The organism is Pseudolactococcus reticulitermitis (assembly GCF_002260845.1).
In the GTDB taxonomy this organism is placed as follows: domain Bacteria; phylum Bacillota; class Bacilli; order Lactobacillales; family Streptococcaceae; genus Pseudolactococcus; species Pseudolactococcus reticulitermitis.
Genome location: NZ_BEDT01000003.1, coordinates 222,657 through 243,213 on the forward strand (window position 1 = coordinate 222,657; position 20,557 = coordinate 243,213).

At 41.7% G+C, this 20,557-nt stretch carries 13 protein-coding genes; 1 reads left to right on the forward strand and 12 read right to left on the reverse strand.

Features of this window, described 5'->3' with window-relative positions; all coding sequences use genetic code 11:
- Positions 1-307: 307 nt before the first annotated feature.
- On the reverse strand, positions 308-2,734 hold the full coding sequence (locus RsY01_RS07095) for an nSTAND3 domain-containing NTPase (protein ID WP_157905796.1): 2,427 nt from the start codon (positions 2,732-2,734) through the stop codon (positions 308-310).
- A 203-nt stretch (positions 2,735-2,937) separates the two neighbouring features.
- A complete protein-coding gene (locus tag RsY01_RS07100; RefSeq protein ID WP_094784863.1) occupies positions 2,938-4,494 on the reverse strand; it encodes a peptide chain release factor 3 in 1,557 nt (518 codons plus the stop codon).
- A 206-nt stretch (positions 4,495-4,700) separates the two neighbouring features.
- Between RsY01_RS07100 and apf the strand changes: the two genes are divergently transcribed.
- Positions 4,701-5,321 (forward strand): aggregation-promoting factor, encoded by a 621-nt coding sequence (gene apf / locus RsY01_RS07105; RefSeq protein WP_094784864.1) that lies wholly within the window; start codon positions 4,701-4,703, stop codon positions 5,319-5,321.
- A 130-nt stretch (positions 5,322-5,451) separates the two neighbouring features.
- On the opposite strand, the gene RsY01_RS07110 is transcribed toward apf, so the two are convergent.
- From RsY01_RS07110 to pfkB, 10 genes are all read right to left on the reverse strand, one after another.
- Positions 5,452-9,063, reverse strand: coding sequence for a beta strand repeat-containing protein (locus tag RsY01_RS07110; RefSeq protein ID WP_274519420.1), 3,612 nt, complete (start codon positions 9,061-9,063; stop codon positions 5,452-5,454).
- Positions 9,064-9,630: 567 nt separating this feature from the next.
- Positions 9,631-11,145, reverse strand: coding sequence for a bifunctional metallophosphatase/5'-nucleotidase (locus tag RsY01_RS07115; RefSeq protein ID WP_094784866.1), 1,515 nt, complete (start codon positions 11,143-11,145; stop codon positions 9,631-9,633).
- A gap of 7 nt (positions 11,146-11,152) precedes the next feature.
- Complete coding sequence (gene phnE, locus RsY01_RS07120) at positions 11,153-11,962, reverse strand: phosphonate ABC transporter, permease protein PhnE (protein WP_094784867.1); 810 nt, start codon at positions 11,960-11,962, stop codon at positions 11,153-11,155.
- A 10-nt stretch (positions 11,963-11,972) separates the two neighbouring features.
- Positions 11,973-12,788: a phosphonate ABC transporter, permease protein PhnE gene (phnE, locus tag RsY01_RS07125; protein WP_094784868.1), complete on the reverse strand. Its 816-nt coding sequence runs from the start codon at positions 12,786-12,788 to the stop codon at positions 11,973-11,975.
- 1 nt (position 12,789) lies between these two features.
- Positions 12,790-13,530: a phosphonate ABC transporter ATP-binding protein gene (gene phnC / locus RsY01_RS07130; RefSeq protein WP_094784869.1), complete on the reverse strand. Its 741-nt coding sequence runs from the start codon at positions 13,528-13,530 to the stop codon at positions 12,790-12,792.
- Between the two features lie 154 nt (positions 13,531-13,684).
- Positions 13,685-14,737, reverse strand: a complete 1,053-nt coding sequence (locus tag RsY01_RS07135; protein ID WP_094784870.1) for a phosphate/phosphite/phosphonate ABC transporter substrate-binding protein — start codon at positions 14,735-14,737, stop codon at positions 13,685-13,687.
- Between the two features lie 258 nt (positions 14,738-14,995).
- The gene (locus RsY01_RS07140; RefSeq protein ID WP_094784871.1) at positions 14,996-16,351 is read right to left on the reverse strand and encodes a UDP-N-acetylmuramoyl-tripeptide--D-alanyl-D-alanine ligase; all 1,356 of its coding nucleotides are present in this window, start codon (positions 16,349-16,351) and stop codon (positions 14,996-14,998) included.
- A gap of 228 nt (positions 16,352-16,579) precedes the next feature.
- Positions 16,580-17,563 carry a tagatose-bisphosphate aldolase gene (lacD, locus tag RsY01_RS07145; protein WP_094784872.1) on the reverse strand — a complete coding sequence of 328 codons (984 nt, stop codon included), beginning with the start codon at positions 17,561-17,563 and terminating at the stop codon, positions 16,580-16,582.
- A 7-nt stretch (positions 17,564-17,570) separates the two neighbouring features.
- Positions 17,571-19,493: a PTS fructose transporter subunit IIABC family protein gene (locus RsY01_RS07150; protein WP_094784873.1), complete on the reverse strand. Its 1,923-nt coding sequence runs from the start codon at positions 19,491-19,493 to the stop codon at positions 17,571-17,573.
- Between the two features lie 14 nt (positions 19,494-19,507).
- A complete protein-coding gene (pfkB, locus tag RsY01_RS07155; RefSeq protein ID WP_094784963.1) occupies positions 19,508-20,446 on the reverse strand; it encodes a 1-phosphofructokinase in 939 nt (312 codons plus the stop codon).
- Positions 20,447-20,557: the final 111 nt, after the last annotated feature.

Below are 20,557 nucleotides of genomic sequence, written 5' to 3' on the forward strand. Positions count from 1 at the left end.
GTTTCTCCATTCATATAGAAGTGGAGTTTTCGGTTATTTTTTCTAGTTTTCTGTGTCAAAATGCTGTTAAATCGACATTTCCGATAGCTGAGATGCCTTCAAAATGCGACACCTCACAACTATCACGATATAAAAACTTATCTGCATTTCAAGCAAACAAGCTCAAAACGCTAAATCCAAATACTCCATCGAGTTACGGTTGCCCCAATTGGACAACTTAATCAGTATAGCACATTTTTGGGGGAAATGGTAGGGATGTACTCAAGAATACGTTTTCATATTAAATGTAGAATTTGCTCGATTTTTATTAATTTTCAAGTGGTCTATCTAAAATTTCATCAACTTTGTTTAAATTATCCTCTTTATAATAGCTTTCGTCATCACCTTCATCATCTGGAATTGAATAATTTTCTATAACGTTCTCTACTTCTTCTCTGAAAAAACTATCATCAAGATTACTCAATAAATAGTCTTCATATTCCTTAAAAAATATATTTAATTCTAAGGATAGATACTCAATTTTTTCCTCTAAGTATTCTTCAACAATCACCTCAATCCCTTCTTCTGCCACTCTACGTAGAAGATTACTATCAAAATCAAAATACTCCCAAACCATATCATCAAACTCATTTTGAAAACTTAAACTTTTCCACTCTAGTAACTCAGAAAAAACATTTACTCCAATTATTTCTTCGCTAGATTCAATCAGCTCATTTTGCTCTAAATTTTCTCCATAGATATCCTTTATCATCATATCTAATTTTACGGCAATATCATCAATATATCTGTCGTCAGAGTAAGAGAATATATTTTTTGCCAATTTTTTATTGTGAAATAATAATTCAAAGGTAAATTTTTTCTTCAAAACATCCGAATTATTAATGTAAGTCAATATTGAATTCCAATCTCCTCTTTTTCCAGCATCATTAAAAAATAAATAAGTTTGTCCATCAATAAGTAAGTCCTCACCATATTTTCTAACTGTATCTGTTTTAGCATAATATTTACCTTCAAAATTATTAAGAACTTTTTCAAACCCTAACTCATCGTTTCTTTCTGCAAAACAATTTATATATTCTCCTGAAAAATTTTTAGAATCCCTATATATTTCATAACTTCCATTTTTCAAAATCACTTCATATAATTTGGGGACACCAAATAATTTGAGAATAACCGTTAAATGGTCTACTTTTTCTAAAATTTCTTTTTTTATACTTGGTAAATTTTCTATCTTTTTCGATAGGTAATCAATAATTGAAGGATTAGCAAAATCAACATACCTACCTTTTTTAGGATAATCAATGATTTTTATCCAAGAATTAGATAATTTAAATATTATGTTGTGCACATCACTTGTTGAATTCAATTTCAAAGAATTGTAGACGTCCACTAACGTCTCAATTTCAAATGGATAATCCTCAAAAGAGTACAACAAAACTAGTAAGTATTTTTCTTCATCAAGTAATTTTTCAAATGGTTCATCATAAACATCGTTTGGTGTATCAAACATCCTAAGAACATATTCAAAATAAGTTTCCGAGTTTCTACCTTTTTGAAAATTCCTTGCAACCATTTCTACCAAACGAGGATTGAAATTTTTGTGTTCTATAATAAGCCGATAATTTTTATTATCTCTCAATGTTTCATAATCAATGCTAAGTTTTTTCATCTCATCATTTGGTAACTTATCATATACTTTTTTGATATTATTCCATAGAATGTATGCTTTTTCTTCATCAGTGTACATTGATAAATCAATATTGACAATTCGATTTCCAAAACCATCTGAAATTGTCTTTTCAAACTCGATATTTTGACTAGTTGCAGTTTTTAAAATCTGAGTTCTTGTATTGTAGATAATATATAAATTGTTAGATGGATTTCCAATCCTTTTCAATCTTTCAACAAGCTTAAAATCAGATTCTCCCGAATCCAAAGAATTCCGTCCTAGAAAGTCATCTAGAACGACCAATAATTTATTTTCTGGAGTATCTTTATTAAATTCCGTTTGATAATCTATCACTTTATCAATTTCACCAACGTTTCGCTCAATAACGGTAAACTTTTCATCTTTTCGCGCCAAAAACGCAAGCGCTAACATTCTTGAATTTGTACTTTTCCCAACACCTGGCTCACCAGTTATCATGATTTGTTTTTCCATCATGAGAGCAGAATATGCTTTTTCAAAAGCATGAGTTTCAACAAAATATTTGGCATCGTTTTGTACATCCGAAAAAAAATAGTTTGATTCCACATCAAGTCCTGACAATTTTACATCAGCAATAACTTGAGTAATATCCCTTTCTACTAATCCAAATTTATCAAATATTGGTTTGTATTTTTCTTCAGTGTAAATTCTATCAAAATCAGACTTTGAAAGAATACTTTCCTCAGAAATAAGTATAGCCTTACCAAGTTCTCTTATTCTTTTTCTCATATCAGGCGTCATCGGAGAACTAGTCGCTATGATATAATTGAAATTTTTCCAATTATTTTTTTTAGCCACTGCTTTTATTTTTGTTATTTCGTTTTCAACAGTAGCATAATTTAAATATTTATATCGTTTTGACTGCACGATAATACTAGGATTAAGCGAATCGTCTATACCATCAATACCATCATCTGTTCCTTCTTCAAAAGAGTGTATCTTTTTCTCGAATTTCAAAGAAATAATTTCATTCACAAAATGTTCAAACTCAGTTGAACTTAAATCCTCTAAATGTATTTTCTTCACATCGCTTACTCCAAATATTTAATATTAATCTCGTATTCTTAATTATACCCCATAATATGTTTCTAAAACAAAAAATTTGATAAATTTAGCAAATTTTTCCTTTTCTTTTGTATGGCTTAGTAACTCATTACAAATAGAAGAAAGAATTTTTTTTAGAGAAAAATCCCGACACACAAGTATCGGAATTTCAGGTACTTACTCTATTATCTCTCAACAAACGGTGTATCACTCAAGACAACATCCGGATATTTGTCCGCAAACCAGCGTTCTGCAAACTGATTTTCAAACAAGAATAAAGGATTGTCAAACCGGTCTTTAGCCAAAATATTACGTGAGCTAGACATGCGCTCATCCAAATCTTCTGGCTTAATCCAGCGCACCGTCTTTTTGCCCATTGGCGTCATGACCACTTCGGCATTGTACTCGCCCACCATGCGGTGTTGGAAGACTTCAAACTGGAGCTGACCGACAGCACCTAGCATGTACTCGCCAGTCTGGTAATTTTTATAAAGCTGAATCGCGCCCTCTTGCACCAACTGCTCAATGCCTTTATGGAAAGATTTTTGTTTCATGACATTTTTCGCTGAAACTTTCATGAAAAGTTCCGGCGTAAAGGTTGGCAGTGGCTCAAATGTCACTTTAAGCTGCCCCGTTGTCAGCGTATCGCCAACCTGATAAGTCCCCGTATCATACACCCCGATAATGTCACCAGCCACGGCATTTTCCACGTTCTCACGCGCCTCCGCCATAAACTGGGTCACATTACTCAGCTTCACGGCCTTACCCGTCCGCGCCAGCTTGACCGACATCCCACGCTCGAACTCGCCCGAAATAATCCGAACAAAAGCGATGCGGTCACGGTGGCGTGGGTCCATGTTGGCTTGAATTTTAAAGACGAACCCTGAAAACTCAGGAGTCGTAGGTGACACCACCTCATCAGTTGTGGTCTTGTGTCCCTGCGGCTCAGGCGCGTAATCTAAAAATGAATCAAGGAAAGTTTGCACCCCAAAATTCGTCAAGGCTGACCCGAAAAAGACAGGTGTCAACTCACCAGCGAGAACCGCCTCAGCATCAAAAGGATTGCCCGCTTCCGTCATCAGCTCAATATCATCTTTGGCTTGTTGATAGAAAGGATTCTGTGCGAAAACTTGCTCGCCCTGCGCAAAATCAACAAAACGTTCATCTCCCCGATAGAGTTCCAGACGTTTATTGTGCATGTCATAAAGACCCTCAAAGTTTTTACCCATACCAATCGGCCAGTTCATCGGTGTTGAGAGAATGCCTAAGACATCTTCCAACTCTGCAAGCAAATCAAGTGGCTCACGCCCATCACGATCAAGTTTATTGATGAAAGTAAAGACTGGAATACCACGTTGTTTGACAACCTGGAAAAGTTTTTTGGTCTGTGCCTCAATACCCTTGGCACTGTCAATCACCATGACCGCAGCATCTACCGCCATCAACGTTCGGTAAGTATCTTCTGAAAAATCCTCATGCCCGGGTGTATCTAGGATGTTGACGCGCTTGCCGGCATAGTCAAACTGCATGACAGATGAGGTTACCGAAATCCCACGCTGTTTCTCAATATCCATCCAGTCAGACTTGGCAAAATGACCGGTTTTCTTGCCTTTAACCGTGCCTGCTTCCCGAATTTCACCACCAAAATAGAGCAATTGCTCAGTAATCGTCGTTTTCCCTGCATCTGGGTGACTGATGATGGCGAAGGTGCGTCTGCGTTTAATATCTGTTTCTAATGTCATTGTTCTTCCTTTAAGTGATGATAGCGACTGTTACCACAGCTGGATTAGCACGGGGTCGCAGATCATTTATAAGCTCATATTTTTACTCAATTACCTCTATTATACCATATTTACAAAAGGTCTTTTGTAATAAACTGTCATATTCGTCATTAAAAATTCATGAATCTTTCATATGATAGCCACGCTTATCTGTTAAAATGAACAACATGAAAACTTATAATCGCAACACAAACAACACAACAGCTAAATTGTCGCTTAAAACAATGGCACTTTTAGCTGGTCTACTCTTTACCGGCAGTCTCTTAGTGGCAAACCAAACTGCTAACGCTGACCAAGTCACTTACACCGTTCAATCTGGTGATACCCTATCAAGCATTTCAGATGACTTCTTCCATGATCAAGCACACATTCAAACGATTGCAACAAATAATCATATCGATAATATCAGCCTAATTTATGTCGGACAAGAACTCAAATTCGATACAAGTACTAAGACTGATGGTAAAACACCTACTAAACCAAATGCAGCGCCTAGTTCCCCTGCTGTTGCACCAATCACTAACGCGACACAATCTACAGCGAGCATTGCAACCAATAATGGCTTTACCGCAACCTCTGCCAAAGAGGCGATTGCCATGACTGAGTCTGGCGGCTCCTACACCGCGCAAAATGGGCAATACTACGGCCGTTACCAACTGACAGCATCCTACCTCGGTGGCGACTTTTCCCCTGAAAATCAAGAACGTGTCGCCGACGCCTATGTCGCTGACCGCTACGGTTCATGGGAAGCTGCTTGGCAGTTCCACCTCGCCAATGGTTGGTATTGATTGTGCAACACCTATCACTTCATTTAAGGAAAGCGTTCGAGAAGCGCTTTTTTTGTTGCAACGGTTCACCCAAAAAACAAGCATATCTGCTGACATACTTGTCTTTTAATCTTTTGACGCTGTTACTTTCTTAATTTACTTTACGGCGGTGATCAATAAACCATAACATCAAACCAGAAAGGGCTAGGCCAATAAGCGAGATTAGTAAATCAATCGGTTTACCGATGTCGCCTGTCGTTGGTAAGACACCTGTTGCTGTTTTTTCACTATCGTTAGGTGCTCCAGTCTCCGGCAAGCTGTTAATCGCTACGCCTTTATCTGAGCCTTTATCCCCTGCTTTCGCTTGTGTAACATCAAGTCTTATCCGTTCACTTCTACCATCTGAAAACTCTGCCACAAACCAATGTGTCCCAGCGGCATAATTTTTTAGATGTGTTTCTTTCAAAGTGATGATGGTACTTCCGTGCGTAATCGTATAATTAGCCGCATCGATTTCTTTTCCGTCATACATCAGTCGGAAGAATTTAGTCTCGTCGGCATCGACACGCGCTGCTACCGTCCCAGTGCCAGACCAGTTGCCGAAATGACTAAGAACTGTATAAATCGTCTGGTCAACCGTCACCTTGCGACTTGTCGTTGACACGGCATGATAATTGTTGTCCCCCGCTAGGGTCGCAGTCACCGTGAAATCACCTGCACCGACAATGGTCAAGATATTACCAGCAATCGTCGCAACGCTCGTGTTACTAGACGTATACGTCACAACACCATTCGTCGTGCCGCCCGTCACACCAAGAGTCACAGGAGCATCACTAGTTAGATAAATCGTGTCAAGACCCGTAATTTTCAGTTCGTCTTGCTCAGCTTGGCTAATGTCCGCTGTGTTGACCTGAATCGCACCGAGCACGTAGTTGCTCACGTCATTTCCCGCCAAGGTGTACGGCTGATCGACGCTAACCGTTTTAACCTCGCCTGCATCTGCATCGTCGAACTGGATGCTACCACCATTGATTTCGACCTGATCACCAATCAGGATACCTGTATAGCTAATCGTGTCAACTTCAGAAGTTACCAAACCATCGTAGACTTTGTTTTTCGGTGTAATTGTCGCATCCAAAGTTGCGGGATTGACCGTCACTTTAAAACTTGTGACGGAAACAGCGTTATAGTCCACATCGCCTGCCATCTCAGCTGTGACTGTGAACTCACCTACACCAACGATGGTCAAGATATTACCGTTGATAACTGCTGCATTAGGATTATTAGAACTATAAGTCACCGCACCATCGGTCGTGCCACCAGTCGTGCCGAGCGTAATAGAACCAGTGCCATAGGTGTAGTTAGCGTCAAGTCCAGAGAGAGCAAGCGCTTCTTGTTCTCCTTTGATAAAACTATGATCGACTATATTGCTTGTTGAAGTCTCATAGTTTGTGTCACCACTATAGACAGCTGTAAAATTATAATCATTAACCGCAGTGACTGGAGTGAAATCAATCTGCGCCGAACCCGCTACCACACTTACAGGGAGTCCGACTGGTATAGAGCTGCCGTAGTAAAACATTACTGTTCCAGTCGCATCACCTGGTAAAGTTGCTGTCAAAGACACACTGCCCGGTCTGGTCTTTCCGCTAGCGGAAAGAATAATGCTTGGTGTTGCTTGATTTATAGTGAAAGTTTTTCTTCCTTTACTGCCTGCGTAATTCCCCTCTCCAACTATATCAACTACTGCCGTTCCATGATTGACGTTATTCTTATAGTCAACTTTATAATCCTTATCAAGCATCAATGTCTTACTGCCAGCCTTGACCGTCACCGTCGGCGTATGCGCTAATCCAGTATAGTAAACAGGGGTAAGATCAGCAACCTTAAAAGACGTCTTCCGGGGAATCACGGTCAGAGTCGCAGTTACCTTTTCTCCCGCTATCGCGTTTGCCGTTTCTGCTGTCTCAAGCCCAATGATAAATGTTCCAACAGTGGTAACATTAAGTGTCTTATTGTCTTCATCCATTGTCCCTTGACCAGAACCACCAGTATCAAGTGTGTATGTCCTCACACCTGCATTTGCATCTATATTGAACAAAGAATCTAAGGCACTTAGGTCTAACTTATTGTCGTTAAAAAAAGCATCACCGTATATAACCGTAGTTGCGCCACCACCGTTCGTAATGGTGGCTTTGTTAATCGTTAGTGTCCCAGTATCCAACCCGTTCCCCATTAAGTAGAGTATCCCACTATCCCATACTCCCTCCGTTGCGTCTATGGTTACGGTATATGTGCCCGCATCACTAGGCGCAGTGGTAGTTGTATCATAAATCGTACTACCAACGCCAGTATAGTATGATGTTATGGTTCCTATGCCTTTTTGTGGCGTAATAGTTACTGCTTTTGGTTTACCATCATATACTACTGTATTAGTCGATAAAGAAAAATCTTCAGCGGTTGTGGTTTTATAATTCAGTGTTCCAATGTTATTGCTAGCAATGGATACGCCAGTATTGGCCGAACTATCATAAACGTCAAATGGACCTGTAAGGAAACTGTAGAGCGTCGCCGTTTCGCTTACTGCATTTTTCAAAGTAGCGTGTGGACTAGTGAGAGATCGGCCATGCTTGTGCCAAGAGGTACCATCTTTTTTTACGTTCAACGTAGCATTAGAAAGCACATGACTACTGCTATTACCTAGCGTACCTGTTGCACCTGATGTGGTTACATTGATTGAAGCACCATTATCATACTTATCGGCATCAGAGGTCGCCATAGCGATGCTATTGGCCGTGTAATTGGCCGATGGTAGATAGATATAGACCTTACCCCCATCACGAGTTACAACATCATTCATGCCATAATTTTTGCTAATCTTACCGTTCAACCCATATCCTGCAGCAGTGAACTCTAATCCGTTTGTACCACTCCCCACCGTGAGCGTTGTAAGATAGAGGTTATCTGTGCCATTTGTTGCTTGGGTCGATGTACGTCCCTTGATGCTACCGCCATTAATAATAACCTGGCCATTAGGAGTCATAAGATCTCCAGAACCTATATTTTTTTTATCACCACCCGCAGATGTAACTGTCCCACCATTGATAAGGATGGTACCCCCTGAACCAGCACCTCCGCCACCGATATCTGCGCCAAGCACACCACCTCTAGCTGTAATCACACCGCCATTAATGGTGATTGAATCATTTGAGCCGTTAGCACCTCCACCAATACCCGCACCATTACCAAGTGTCATACCTAAATAACCAGGAATAGAATCTCCAGCTAAGGCTGTAACTTCACCGCCATTGATAGTAATGTTTCCTCCCGAGCCTCTATTTCCTCCACCAATACCCGCACCAAATCTAGCACCTTCCGCTGTAATCTTTCCACCATTAATGGTGATGATACCACCCTTATCATACTCATTGCCACCTATTCCAGCGGCACCAGTTCCAGAACGAGCTATTGCGGTCAGTCTACCAACATTACCTTCTATTGTGAGATAATTATCTGAGCCACATTCTATGCCACCACTTATCGTGACATTAGCATCATCATTCAATATGAGGTGGACATCACCACTGATAGTCAATCGGCCGTTATTGGTAAAATTTCCTTGCAACTCGTAATAACCAGAGGTCAGTGTTGCTTCTCCTTGGTCAGCATTAAGAATCGTCGGGTTATCACTAGTTCCGCCTGTTGCTGCATAAACTGGTATGGAAAAACCAGATAAACTACCGAAAAGTAATATAAGTACCATGAGTACCTTACCTAGTTTTTGTACAAGCATTCGACTCGTCCTCTTATTATTTTTCATATGATGTTCCCTTTCCTATGACTATTTCTTATCCTGTTTACTAACAAATGATACCTCTCAAAATAAACCGTTAAACTTTTTCTATGTTCCTTAGGAGAATTCAAAAAATACAGATTTTTTTGTGTTCGTTACTTAAATCCACCTCTCCTTACAATATCTAAAAAAATCCAAAGGTTATTTTATTTTTTAATATAAAAACTCTAACTATACTATTATAGTATAGCATGATGTCCTTAGCTTACAAAACAATATGGAAATTATATTAATTTTATTAAAATCGTAGTCCAAGTAGCGTCTCAAAAATATCTGAATGAAACAAAATAGGTTGTTTTTGTGCGAAATTGATATTCTTTTGCCAAAACAATACGAAATTGGTAAAAATAATGTGTTTTCTCGATAAACTCGTACTCTTCCTACGATACAATACAAAAAAATAGAAAAGCAAACCGGTAGGTTTACTTTTCTATTTTCTTAACTGAGGACTTTTGTCCCAGACTTTATTTATTTTATTTATGATGATACAACTTCAAACTGCAACACTTCATCCACCTGCAACTGACCTGTTTTTTCCAAATAGGTAATCATCAAGTCTTGAATTGTCAGACCTGTGTCTTGGACAACTTCTGCTACTTTATAAGCATTGTACTCGCCACCACCGACTGCTCGATAGTTATTGAGCGCCACACTCAAGACATCCGTGTCTTGAACTGGCTGACCTTTGTAAGTCAGCTCACGCACACGACTACCGACTGGCTGTGACACATCCAGTGTATAGTCCAGACCGTAATAGAAATCGTAATTATAATGCTCCGTTTTCGGCACCAACCACTTAGGATTAATGACGATTTGACCCGCTTCTAAAGCAAAATACTCCGCAGTCTTCTCAAGATTTTGCTTGAGTTGCTCCCCTGTAACCTTCATCAAAAAGAGGGTATTATCATAGGGATAATTTCTCAGAATATCCCGAACTTTCACGTCTTGCGGCAAATACAGGGTATTGTTATTCATGCTGACGATTGAAAGTTCAGCCCCTGTCGCAAGCCTTTGAACATGGGCAGTGAGCGCGAGGATAACGTTGCTGGTTTGCGCCAAGTCCAAATGACTTTGCGCCGCAACTTCGGTATCGAGATGAACGATAGGTCTATCCAAGTAACGATTGACCTCAGTCTGGAGGTCGTCCAAGGCTGCTTTCAAGTCAGGAGACTGATTAACCCCTGGCGTTTTCAGCTCACTCGTGATGCTCGGTTGCAGCTTATCGTCAAAATTCACGGTAATCTCGAAGTATTTACGTGCCATGTTGGGTGGCTGTAAAGTATAAGTTCCGTGGATAGATTGTCCCTCGATTGTTGCATGCTGATGGCCAGTCAAAAGCAGGTCAAAATTTAGTTCTTCTAGGAGTTGATAGCCGACATTTTCGCCGGTATCAGACAAGCGCTCACCTGTTGCCAAGTCAGCCTCAAAGCCACCGTGATAAATCCCAATGACAAAATCAATTTGTGGTTTCAAGCGTTCAAGCTCAGCTTTCATGGCTGGAAAGACTGGTGTGATTTGAATATCTGCGATATTTTCTGGATTTTCCCAGATATTGACATAATCCGTGACGGCACCTATCAAACCAATTTTCAAGCCATTGCCAAGTGTCTTAATCTGAGCTGGAAAGAGTTGCACACCAGACTTGTCTAAGATATTGACCGCTGTGACTTGGGCATTTAGGTTTGAGAGATTTTCTTTTAGAAAATCAAAACCGTAGTTAAAGTCGTGATTGCCTAGTGTGATGAGATCATAGCCACCGGCATTCATGACTTTAGCGATGCCATTATCAGACCGTTTTTGATTTTGAAAATAATTGATAAACGGCGAGCCTTGGAAAATATCGCCGCCATCAATCACGAGGGTATTCTCATCTTTGTCAAAGTCAATAATCGCCTGCATGAGCCCCATGCCTTGTGCCTCATCTGAGAGGTAATCGGTTGGGTAGAGATAGCCATGCACATCACTGGTATAATAAATCTTCATTTTTTTCATGAAAAGATTATCCTTTCAACAAATAAGACCGAATTTGATCAGAAATTTGCTCAATCACAAGGATTAAGACAAAGAGACCAATCAAGATAGAACCAACCTGTGGCCACTTATAAGCACTCATGGCGAAAATCATCGGTGCGCCGATACCGCCCGCGCCAACAAGACCTAAGATACTGGCATCCCGCAAGTTCATATCTAAACGATAGAGCAAGATAGACAAGAAATCAGGCATGAGCTGAGGCATGACGCCAAAACGGATTTTTTGGAAGGTTGTTGCACCTGCTGCCTCCATGGACTCCAAAATTCCTTGGTCCAAGTCTTCAATAGTCTCGATAAAGAGTTTAGAAATCATCCCGATTGACATGAGTCCTAAAGTCAAAGCACCAGCAGATGGTCCAGGCCCTGTCACACGGATAAACATCAAACCATAAACGAAAGGTGGAACAGTCCGCAAAGCCATAATGAACAGACGAATCAGATAAGCAATCCAGTTCGGCATCATATTGGTTGCTGATAAAAATGATAAAGGTATGGCGATAATCGCGCCAATTAAAGTCCCCAAAATGGCAATGGCAATGGTTTGGAGCAAAAGGTAGCCAACGCCAGATGTATCAAGGGCAAAGAGGAATTTTAAATCTGGGTGAAAAATTCCCTTGAAGATATTGCCTGCAATCGCTGTGCCTTTTTCTGACATTCCTGACATCTTCATCACGGTCATTGACCAGACGAAAATGCCTGCCACAATGGCGAAAATCAACAAATAGTAAGGCCAGCGACGAGGACGCTGTGCATATTTTTCTTTGATTAAATCTGTCATGTCAGCCTCCTTAGGTCAATTTCCGACGAATGACTTGACTCACCAGCTCAATCGTCATTACGGTCACAAGTAAAGCAAGTAAAATCATGCCCACACTGGTATAGTCTCGATTATTCACTCGGTCATTCAAAATCATCCCGATACCGCCGGCACCGACATAACCCAAAATCGCAGCATATCTGACGTTTCCTTCAAAGTTAAAGAGGGTTGTTGACAGATAAATCGGCATAATTTGTGGCACAATGGCAAAAGTGAAGGCTTTAATTTTAGTCGCCCCCATTGATTCCATGGCTTCAAAGGCACCCATATCAACGGTTTCAATGACTTCAAACATCTGTTTACCCATGTAAGAAAATGAGAAGATGAAAATGGCAAGCGTTCCTGCAAAGGTGCCCAGACCAAAGATATAGGTGGCGATTAAAGCCGTCACAAGCGTTGGCAATGTCCGCAAGAAAGTAAAAATTACCCGCACAATTTTGTTAAGCCAAACGTTATGCACGATATTGCTAGATGCCAAAATCGCAAATGGAATCGCCAGAACACTCCCAATAATCGACCCGATAAAACTCATTTTTATCGTGTCAAGCAAGGGTTTGATGACCTTAGGCAAGTAACCTGTATCAGGCGGCATCATTCTTTTGAGCATATCAAAGAAGTTTGAGCCACGCTCAATGAGTGCCGAAAATTGAAAACTCGTAAACTTGAGCGAAAAAATCAAAAGACCAATGACAATAAGCCAGATAATCGGTGTGCGGGTCGCTTTTTCGTAAACGACCTCGCCCGATTCCAAGACTAATTTTTTAGGCTTAAAAATTTTATCATACATCCTAAGCCTCTTTTCTGTAAACTTCATCTAAAATGGCTTGCGTCACGCTACTAGATGGGCCGTCGAAAACGATTCTACCTTTTTTCACAGCGATAATGCGGTCTGTATATTCAAGCGCCAACGCCACATGGTGGATATTGATCAGGACTGTTTTATTTAACTCTTGGTTGATGCGTTTGAAATCATCCATGACTTCCCGGGCTGTCACGGGATCAAGTGCAGCAACCGGCTCGTCCGCCAAAAGAATGTCAGCATCCTGAGCCAAAGCCCGTGCCAATGATACCCGTTGTTGTTGGCCACCAGAAAGCTGGTCTGCGCGGATATAAGCCTTGTCCAAAATACCCACACGATTTAAAGCATCGAGAGCCTTGAGTTTATCCTCTTTAGAAAAGAGACCAAAACAGACTTTGAGAAAAGACATATTGGGCACACGAGAGCTGAGGACATTCCGGATAACGGACACACGTGGCACAAGATTATAAGACTGAAAAATCATCCCGACATGTTTACGGAATTCACGCAGTCCCTTACCTTTGAGTTTGGCAACATCAGTATCATTGACGATAAGCGTCCCTGCTGTGATATTATTTAAGGCATTAATCGTGCGGATAAGCGTTGACTTCCCAGCACCGGACGTACCAATAATCCCTACAAATTCACCCTGTTCAATTTCAAGATTGATATCTTCGAGACCGCGGGTGCCGTTGGGGTAAACTTTTGAAACATTTTCGAACTTAATCATTTAGCTGATTGCTCCTTATTAGTAGGGGGATAAGATGACTGCTTTGCTAGTATCAACAGAGCGATGAAACTGTCCTAGACACGAAAAACAAACAGTCAACGCTTGTCTGACTGCTTGTTTTTTTGCGTTTTAGTTAGTCACGCTAATATCTAGCTTATTTAGCGTTTTTTTGCAACAATTGTTCTGCTGCAAATTCTGATTTGTAATCAGATTCTTTTGCATCTTTATATCCTTCGTGTGAATAGACAGCGAGTACTTTTTTACCTGCGTCAGTTGTTGCCATGTCTTTAATCGCTGCTTGCAAGGCTTTTTGGAACGCAGGTGTCATGATTTTAGACTCTTTCGAAACCAAGATACCGTCGTTGTAAATCGCTGGTGTCACCCCAATCACGTTTGTTTCAGCCCAGATTGATTCTTTTTGACCGTAAGTTGATGTCCAAGCTTCAGCGTAATCACGACGCGCATCTGCATACATTGGCAAGACATCGATTTGACCTGACGCCAGACGTGCCAAACCAGAACCGTAAGAATCGATTGTCACTGTATGCGCTAAGTCCATAACAGTGTGCTTGAAGTTATCGTTTAACCAAAGTGATGGGTAAACATATCCTGCAGCTGAGGTTGTTGATGAAAGACCCCAGTTGACATCTTTTAAATCTTGCCATGTTAATTTTTCGCCAGCATTGACTTTTTTAGCCAAGGCTTGGCCTTTTTCTGATGGACCAGTGACCAAGATTGAACGGTAGCTTGTCGCTTGTTTATCCGTTGGCTCAGTCGCTTTGCCATCATTCCAATCTTTCGCGTCACTTGAATCTTTATTGAGACCCGCACGTGTCGCTGTCAAGATAACATTCACGTCGTCTTTATACAAGGCATAAGTTGAACCTGGAACGCCGTAACCAACATCAGCAGCACCAGAGGCCAAGGCTTCTCCGACTGCTTCAAAGTTTGTACCGACAGTCACGTCAACTTTCTTCACGGTATAGCCTTGTTTTTTAAGCGCATCTTGTAACAATGATGCCATCGGCTTTGTTGCAACAGCAATGTCATCCGGGTTTCGAGATGGGACAAACGAAATTTTCAAATCGTCAATTGTCTTATCCTCTGATTTTGTATCAGCCCCTTTACTCCCACAAGCTGCCAATGCTACAACTGCGAACAACGCAACACCTGCTGTAACAAGACCACGTGCTAATCCTTTTTTCATGAAAATGGATACTCCTCAATATTTTTTATAGCCTGAATATCAAGGACAATTCCCTGATATTTGTTTACCTGTCTATTATATAATACTTTTGCCTTTTTGGTAACTCATTTAAGCAATTCTTTTAATCTTTTTTCAAAGTATTTTTGGCGATATAGAGCTATTCTGTTATTTATTGCAAACAATAAAAACAAGCTAGCACCTTAATTAACAGGTGTTAGCTTGTCATTTCAATCATTTCTAAATATATAATAACTTATATTATAATTGTTTCACAATTTCTGCCAAACGCATGGAGTTGCTCCCTTTGAGCAAGACTTGATCCGTAGGTTTCAGGTCAGCAAGCAAGGTTTTCGTAAGCACGTCCAACTCATCTTTTTCGTCATCCTTACGGAAATATTTGACAGTTTCAGGTGGGAAAATCTCCATCGCTAACTGTGCCAAAGGCAACATGTCTTGCCCATACAGATAAAGCAAGTCTAATTTTTCAGGATTGAGTGCGGTAATCATTTCAGCATGGAGCTGCGCTGATTGCTCGCCCAATTCTTTCATATCTGCCAAGACAGCGATTTTTCGCCCTTGCGGATTGGGCTCAATCGCTTGAAAGGTTTCCAAAATCAAGCGCATGGCTGTTGGATTGGCATTATAGACATCTGATAAAACATCCGCGCCATTGCTTGCTTTGAGCCATTCGACACGATTTTTAGTCAGATCGAGATGGGCTAGGGCTTTTTTGATATGTTGCGGTGAAACGCCCTCCACTGTGCCAACATAAGCTGCCACCATAGCGTTAGTCGCGTTAAATTTCCCGGGAACTGGGATGGTCAAATCTTCATCTAGGAAATTAACCGTGAAAGTCAGGTGGTCTTTATGCTCATAAAGAGCTGTCAGGTAGATATCCGCGTCTGCACCGAACCGCGTGATTTTCTGATTATCAGGTAAATAGGCGTTGATGATTTTGTCAGCAGGTGCGATAAGCCCACCGCCATTGACCAAACCGTCGACGATCTGCATCTTGCCTTCAGCGATTTTCTCGCGCGTGCCGAAAAACTCCAGGTGGCTTTCGCCAATCAAGGTGATGACCGCAAGTTTCGGTTTAGCGAGAGTCGATAACAGGTGGATGTCGCCCATGTGGTCCTGCCCCATCTCCAGCACCAGCTTTTCAGTGTCGTCGGGCATGTGGAGGACGGTGTAGGGCAGGCCGATTTCGTTGTTGTAGTTGCCCTGCGTTTTGTAGGTCTTATAGGTCGTCGCCAAAATCTGCGCGGTCATGTCCTTGGTCGTCGTTTTGCCGTTGCTGCCGGTGATAGCGATGACATCGACCGCCGTTTTAGCCAGATAATAGCGGGCTAAATCTTGAAACGCCTGTTCTGTGTTGACGACCAAAATGTGAGGAAAGGCCACCGTTTGCTCTGAAAGCGTGACAACAGCGCCATTTTCGAAAGCCGTCGAGATAAAATCGTGGCCATCACGCGCCCCCTTTAGGGGCAGGAAAATGTCGCCAGACTTGATGAGCCGACTGTCAAACTCGATCTTGCCAAGCACACAATTCTCATATTTTGAGACATCGTTTTGCGCCTTGACGGCAGTTGCGATTTCATGTAGGGTTAAATTCATCCTTGCACCTGATTCTTTTTCATATCTTTTATTTTATCAAAAAAATGCCGAGATTACTCAACATATATCACAACCTCAACATCCAAAGAAGTCATTGAGTTTTTCTTCCCCTTATTTTTTCTCTTGATACCCTTGTTCATCTAACATTTTAAGTGTTTTTTTCAAACTCACACCTCTAGAAAAGTCGTCACCATCAGAAATCACGCCACTCCAACTTATAACGCTTCTCTAGCACACCTTATCATACAAAGAACTCGCTGTTAGTGCCAACACCTGATTCAAACGCTCAATATTGGCTTTACCAGTTTCTTTAAGCCATGTCCGACAACCAGCAGCTCCTGCTGTTATAAAGGGTTCAACCGCATTGGTCCATGTGGCACGACCGCACAAGACGCCATTAAAAGTCGAACCGGATGCTTTGGCAAAGTGCAAGGTCTCTTGGAAAAGTTCAGCACTGACACCGGCACTTAAAAAGATAAAAGGAAGCTCACTTGCTGCTGATTGTGCCGCAAAATGTTGCGCTGCTTCTGCCTGTGTGTAAACAACCTCAGATGTCGCAAAGCCTTCAACATAGGCCATATTAACGGGTACTTCAACTTTCAAGACATCAACTTGATACTGAGGTTCAGAAAAAATGCGCATCATCTCGTTGACTTTATGGGGTTTCACTTTGGCATAGTCTGCACTTGTCGGATCTGCTATCTGTGCATCATAAGAGACTAATTCTAAGAAGAAAGGCAAGCCTTCTGCTTCACATTCTGAGCCCAATCTTTCGATAAAGGCGTGTTTTCGGTCATTAATGGTAGCCTCTTCAGCCACATCATAATACAATAAGAACTTACAAGCCTCGGCACCCGCCGCTTTCAGCCGCTTAACAGACCAAGTTGGCAATAAATCCGGCAAGCGCCCCGGCGTTGTGGCATCATAACCTGTTTTTTCATAAGCGAGTAATAAGCCAGATGTTTCAGCACGCGCATGGGCTGCTGGCAAACCATACTCAGGGTCTAGCAAAATGGCAGATGCAAAGGGTGTCAGTTCTTCTGAAACCATGACTTTAAAAGTTTCAATATCCTTTGCTGTGACCTCATCTTTATAATTGGCAATCATTTTCTTTAAAGCACCACGTTGATCAATGGCAAGGGCACTAATGATACCGTCCTTAGTCGTTAATTTAGCCAAGGCGAGTCGTTTTTCAGGTGACAATTTTTTCATTTTTCGTTTACTCCATCTCTGTCAGTTGTGCATTGATATAGTTGGCAATATCTGCCGAATCCTTTAAGACATTGAGTTGCTGTTTAAAGTCATCTTTCATGAGCAAGGTGGCCACTTTAGATAAGAGTTGCAGATGCCCACGGCCAGCTTCTTTTTCAGGTATCAATAGTGAGATGACCGTCCTAATCAACTGACCATCTAAGCTGTGCCACTCAATGCCCGCCTCCAATTTCACGACCAAAATACTCGGTGTCGTAATGGCAGCGCTTTTGGCATGCGGAATCGCAAAACCATCAATCATCCCTGTTGACCCTTCTGCTTCTCGTTTCTTCAAATCTTTAAAGACAGCAGCGCTATCATTGGCGATGCCGATGGTCACGGCTTGTTTGGCCAAAAAGCCAAAGACGTCATCTTGGGTTTTAAAATTCTGATTTACCAGCACTTGATTCTCTTTTAGAAGCTGCTCGGTTGGCAGCGTCATGACGTCAGACTTTTTTTCAGGCGTAGCCTCACCTTCTCTTTCAGCTTTAGCCATTTTTTCAACACCACGTTTTTGAATCATACCCAGTAAGCAACCACCAACGACAGAGCCGATCAAAATCGAAATGACCCATAAAGCGCCATGTGTCACGACTGGTAAGACTAGGAAGCCGCCATGAGGTGCGGGCACTTGAACCTTAAAGGTATAGGTTAAAATCGCCGCAATCGACGAGCCAATCATAAAACTCGGCAGATTGAACAAGGGGTTTTTCGCAGCAAATGGAATCGCCCCTTCCGTGATGTGCGTTGATCCCAAAATAATATTGACCAAACCAGCATTTCGGTCGCTCGTGTCATAATATTTGCGGAATAAGAGCACGGCAACTCCCGTTGTCAATGGTGGTGCAATACAAGCAGCGGAAACACCTGCCATAAAGGTTGTATTGCCTTGTGCTAACAACGCTGTTCCTGTGACATAAGCCGCTTTATTCACCGGACCACCCATATCAAAGGCACACATTGACCCAACAATCAGACCTAAAATCAAGGGATTAGAATTTTCAAATCCTGACAGGAAACGCATCATGCCTGCATTGACCGACTGCATCGGCCCTGCTAGGAGATACATGAGCGAACCCGTGATAAAGACACCCAATACGGGATATAAGAAAATCGCTTTCAGACCGTCCAACTGTTTAGGCAGTCCTTTTAGTAGGCGTATCAGACCAAGCACCACAGCTCCAGCTAGGAAACCTGAGACAATCCCACCTAGAAAACCTGTGCCACTATTGCTAGCGACCAAACCACCAACAAAGCCGACAACCAAACCGGGGCGTTTCGCCACACCCTCTGCGATATAGGCTGATAAAATCGGTACCATCAAGCCCATGGCTAGCCCACCAATATCTTTTAACTGGGCAGCAAAAGCATTGTACTGGCTACTTTCAGGGTCGTAAGAATAAATCCCAAACAAGAAGGAAATGGCAATCAGAACACCACCTGCCACAACAAATGGTAACATATGCGAGACACCATTCATCAGATTCTTATAGATAAAACGCCCCAGTCCTTCGCCGTGTTCTGTTTCATTTTCCAAGCGTTCAACTTGTTTTTCTGAAACGACACCACCCGCAATTTTTCCTTTGCCTGCAAGTGCATCAGCTATCAACTGATCAGCCTCCTTAATACCCTTCGTCACCGAAACATTAATCAGTCTTTTGCTTGCAAAACGTTCTGGGTGGACATCCTTATCGGCTGCAATAATCACCGCATCTGCTGCTGCAATTTCCTCAGCCGTTAATTCGTTTTCAATCCCCACTTGCCCGTGCGTTTCGACCTTAATCGTGATGCCTTTTTTCTTCGCCGCGGCTTCTAAAGCCTCTTGCGCCATATAAGTATGCGCAATACCTGTCGGGCAGCCTGTCGCTGCAATCAATTGATAGTTCGCCATCTCATTTCCTCCTATTAAACAAATAAATCTACCTGTGATAGTTGAATCTGTGCCATTAAGTTCGGAACATCCTGAAAGTCCGTTAAGCCTTGTCTAAAGGCAGTTGAGCTACCTGCCGCAATGGCTTTCTTTAAACTTTCTTTAAGCGGCTGCCCTGTAATAAGCCCCTGCAAGAAAGTTGCCAACAAGGTGTCGCCTGCACAAGCAGTGTTGACAACTTTTCCTTTAGGCGAATTCCCGCGGATAATCTTTTCTTTATCCAAATATACAGCACCATCTGCCCCTAAAGAAAGTAGAACTCGTTGCGCCCCCATGGCGATTAATTTCTGAGCACTTGCGATACTCTCCTCAACCGTCATCGCCGTTTTACCAAACCACTGACAAATTTCTTCCTCATTTGGTTTAATCAAGTAAGGCTCGTCCTTTAAGCATTCCAAGACACAATCGTATGAAGTATCCAAAATCAAATGGAAACCATTCTCCTTAGAAATTTGACTAATTTCTAAAAGAATTAATTCTGACACGCCTTGAGGTAGGCTGCCCGATACGATTAAGAAAGCATCCTTTTCAATCTGACGGCACAGTGTCAAGAACTCTTTCATTTTTTCCTGGGAGATGTTCGGCCCTTTGTTCACTAACTTATACTCAGTTTGTTGGTCTAATACCTGTGTGAAAACATTGATCCTTGTAAAACCCGCCACATCGACAAATTTTGTTTCAATCCCCTTGTCTTGCAAGTAATCTGCAATATAAGCACCTGTAAAGCCCGCACTAAAGCCTAAAGCTGTCGACTCTGCGCCTAATTGTTTCAAGATGAGCGACACATTGACGCCTTTCCCATTTGCTTGAATATCATCCGCATTCGTTCGATTCACAATTTCCGGATACATTGAATCTGTTTCAATGAATAAATCAATTGCTAAATTCATCGTACAAGTATATAGTTTCGTCATGACACGCATTCCTTTCTGTTTATTAGCTTATAGACCAATTATAGCCGTTTTCAGGCTGACAATGTTGACAAGATTTGCCCTAACTCCTGAAAACATTGTCAAAAGTATTTT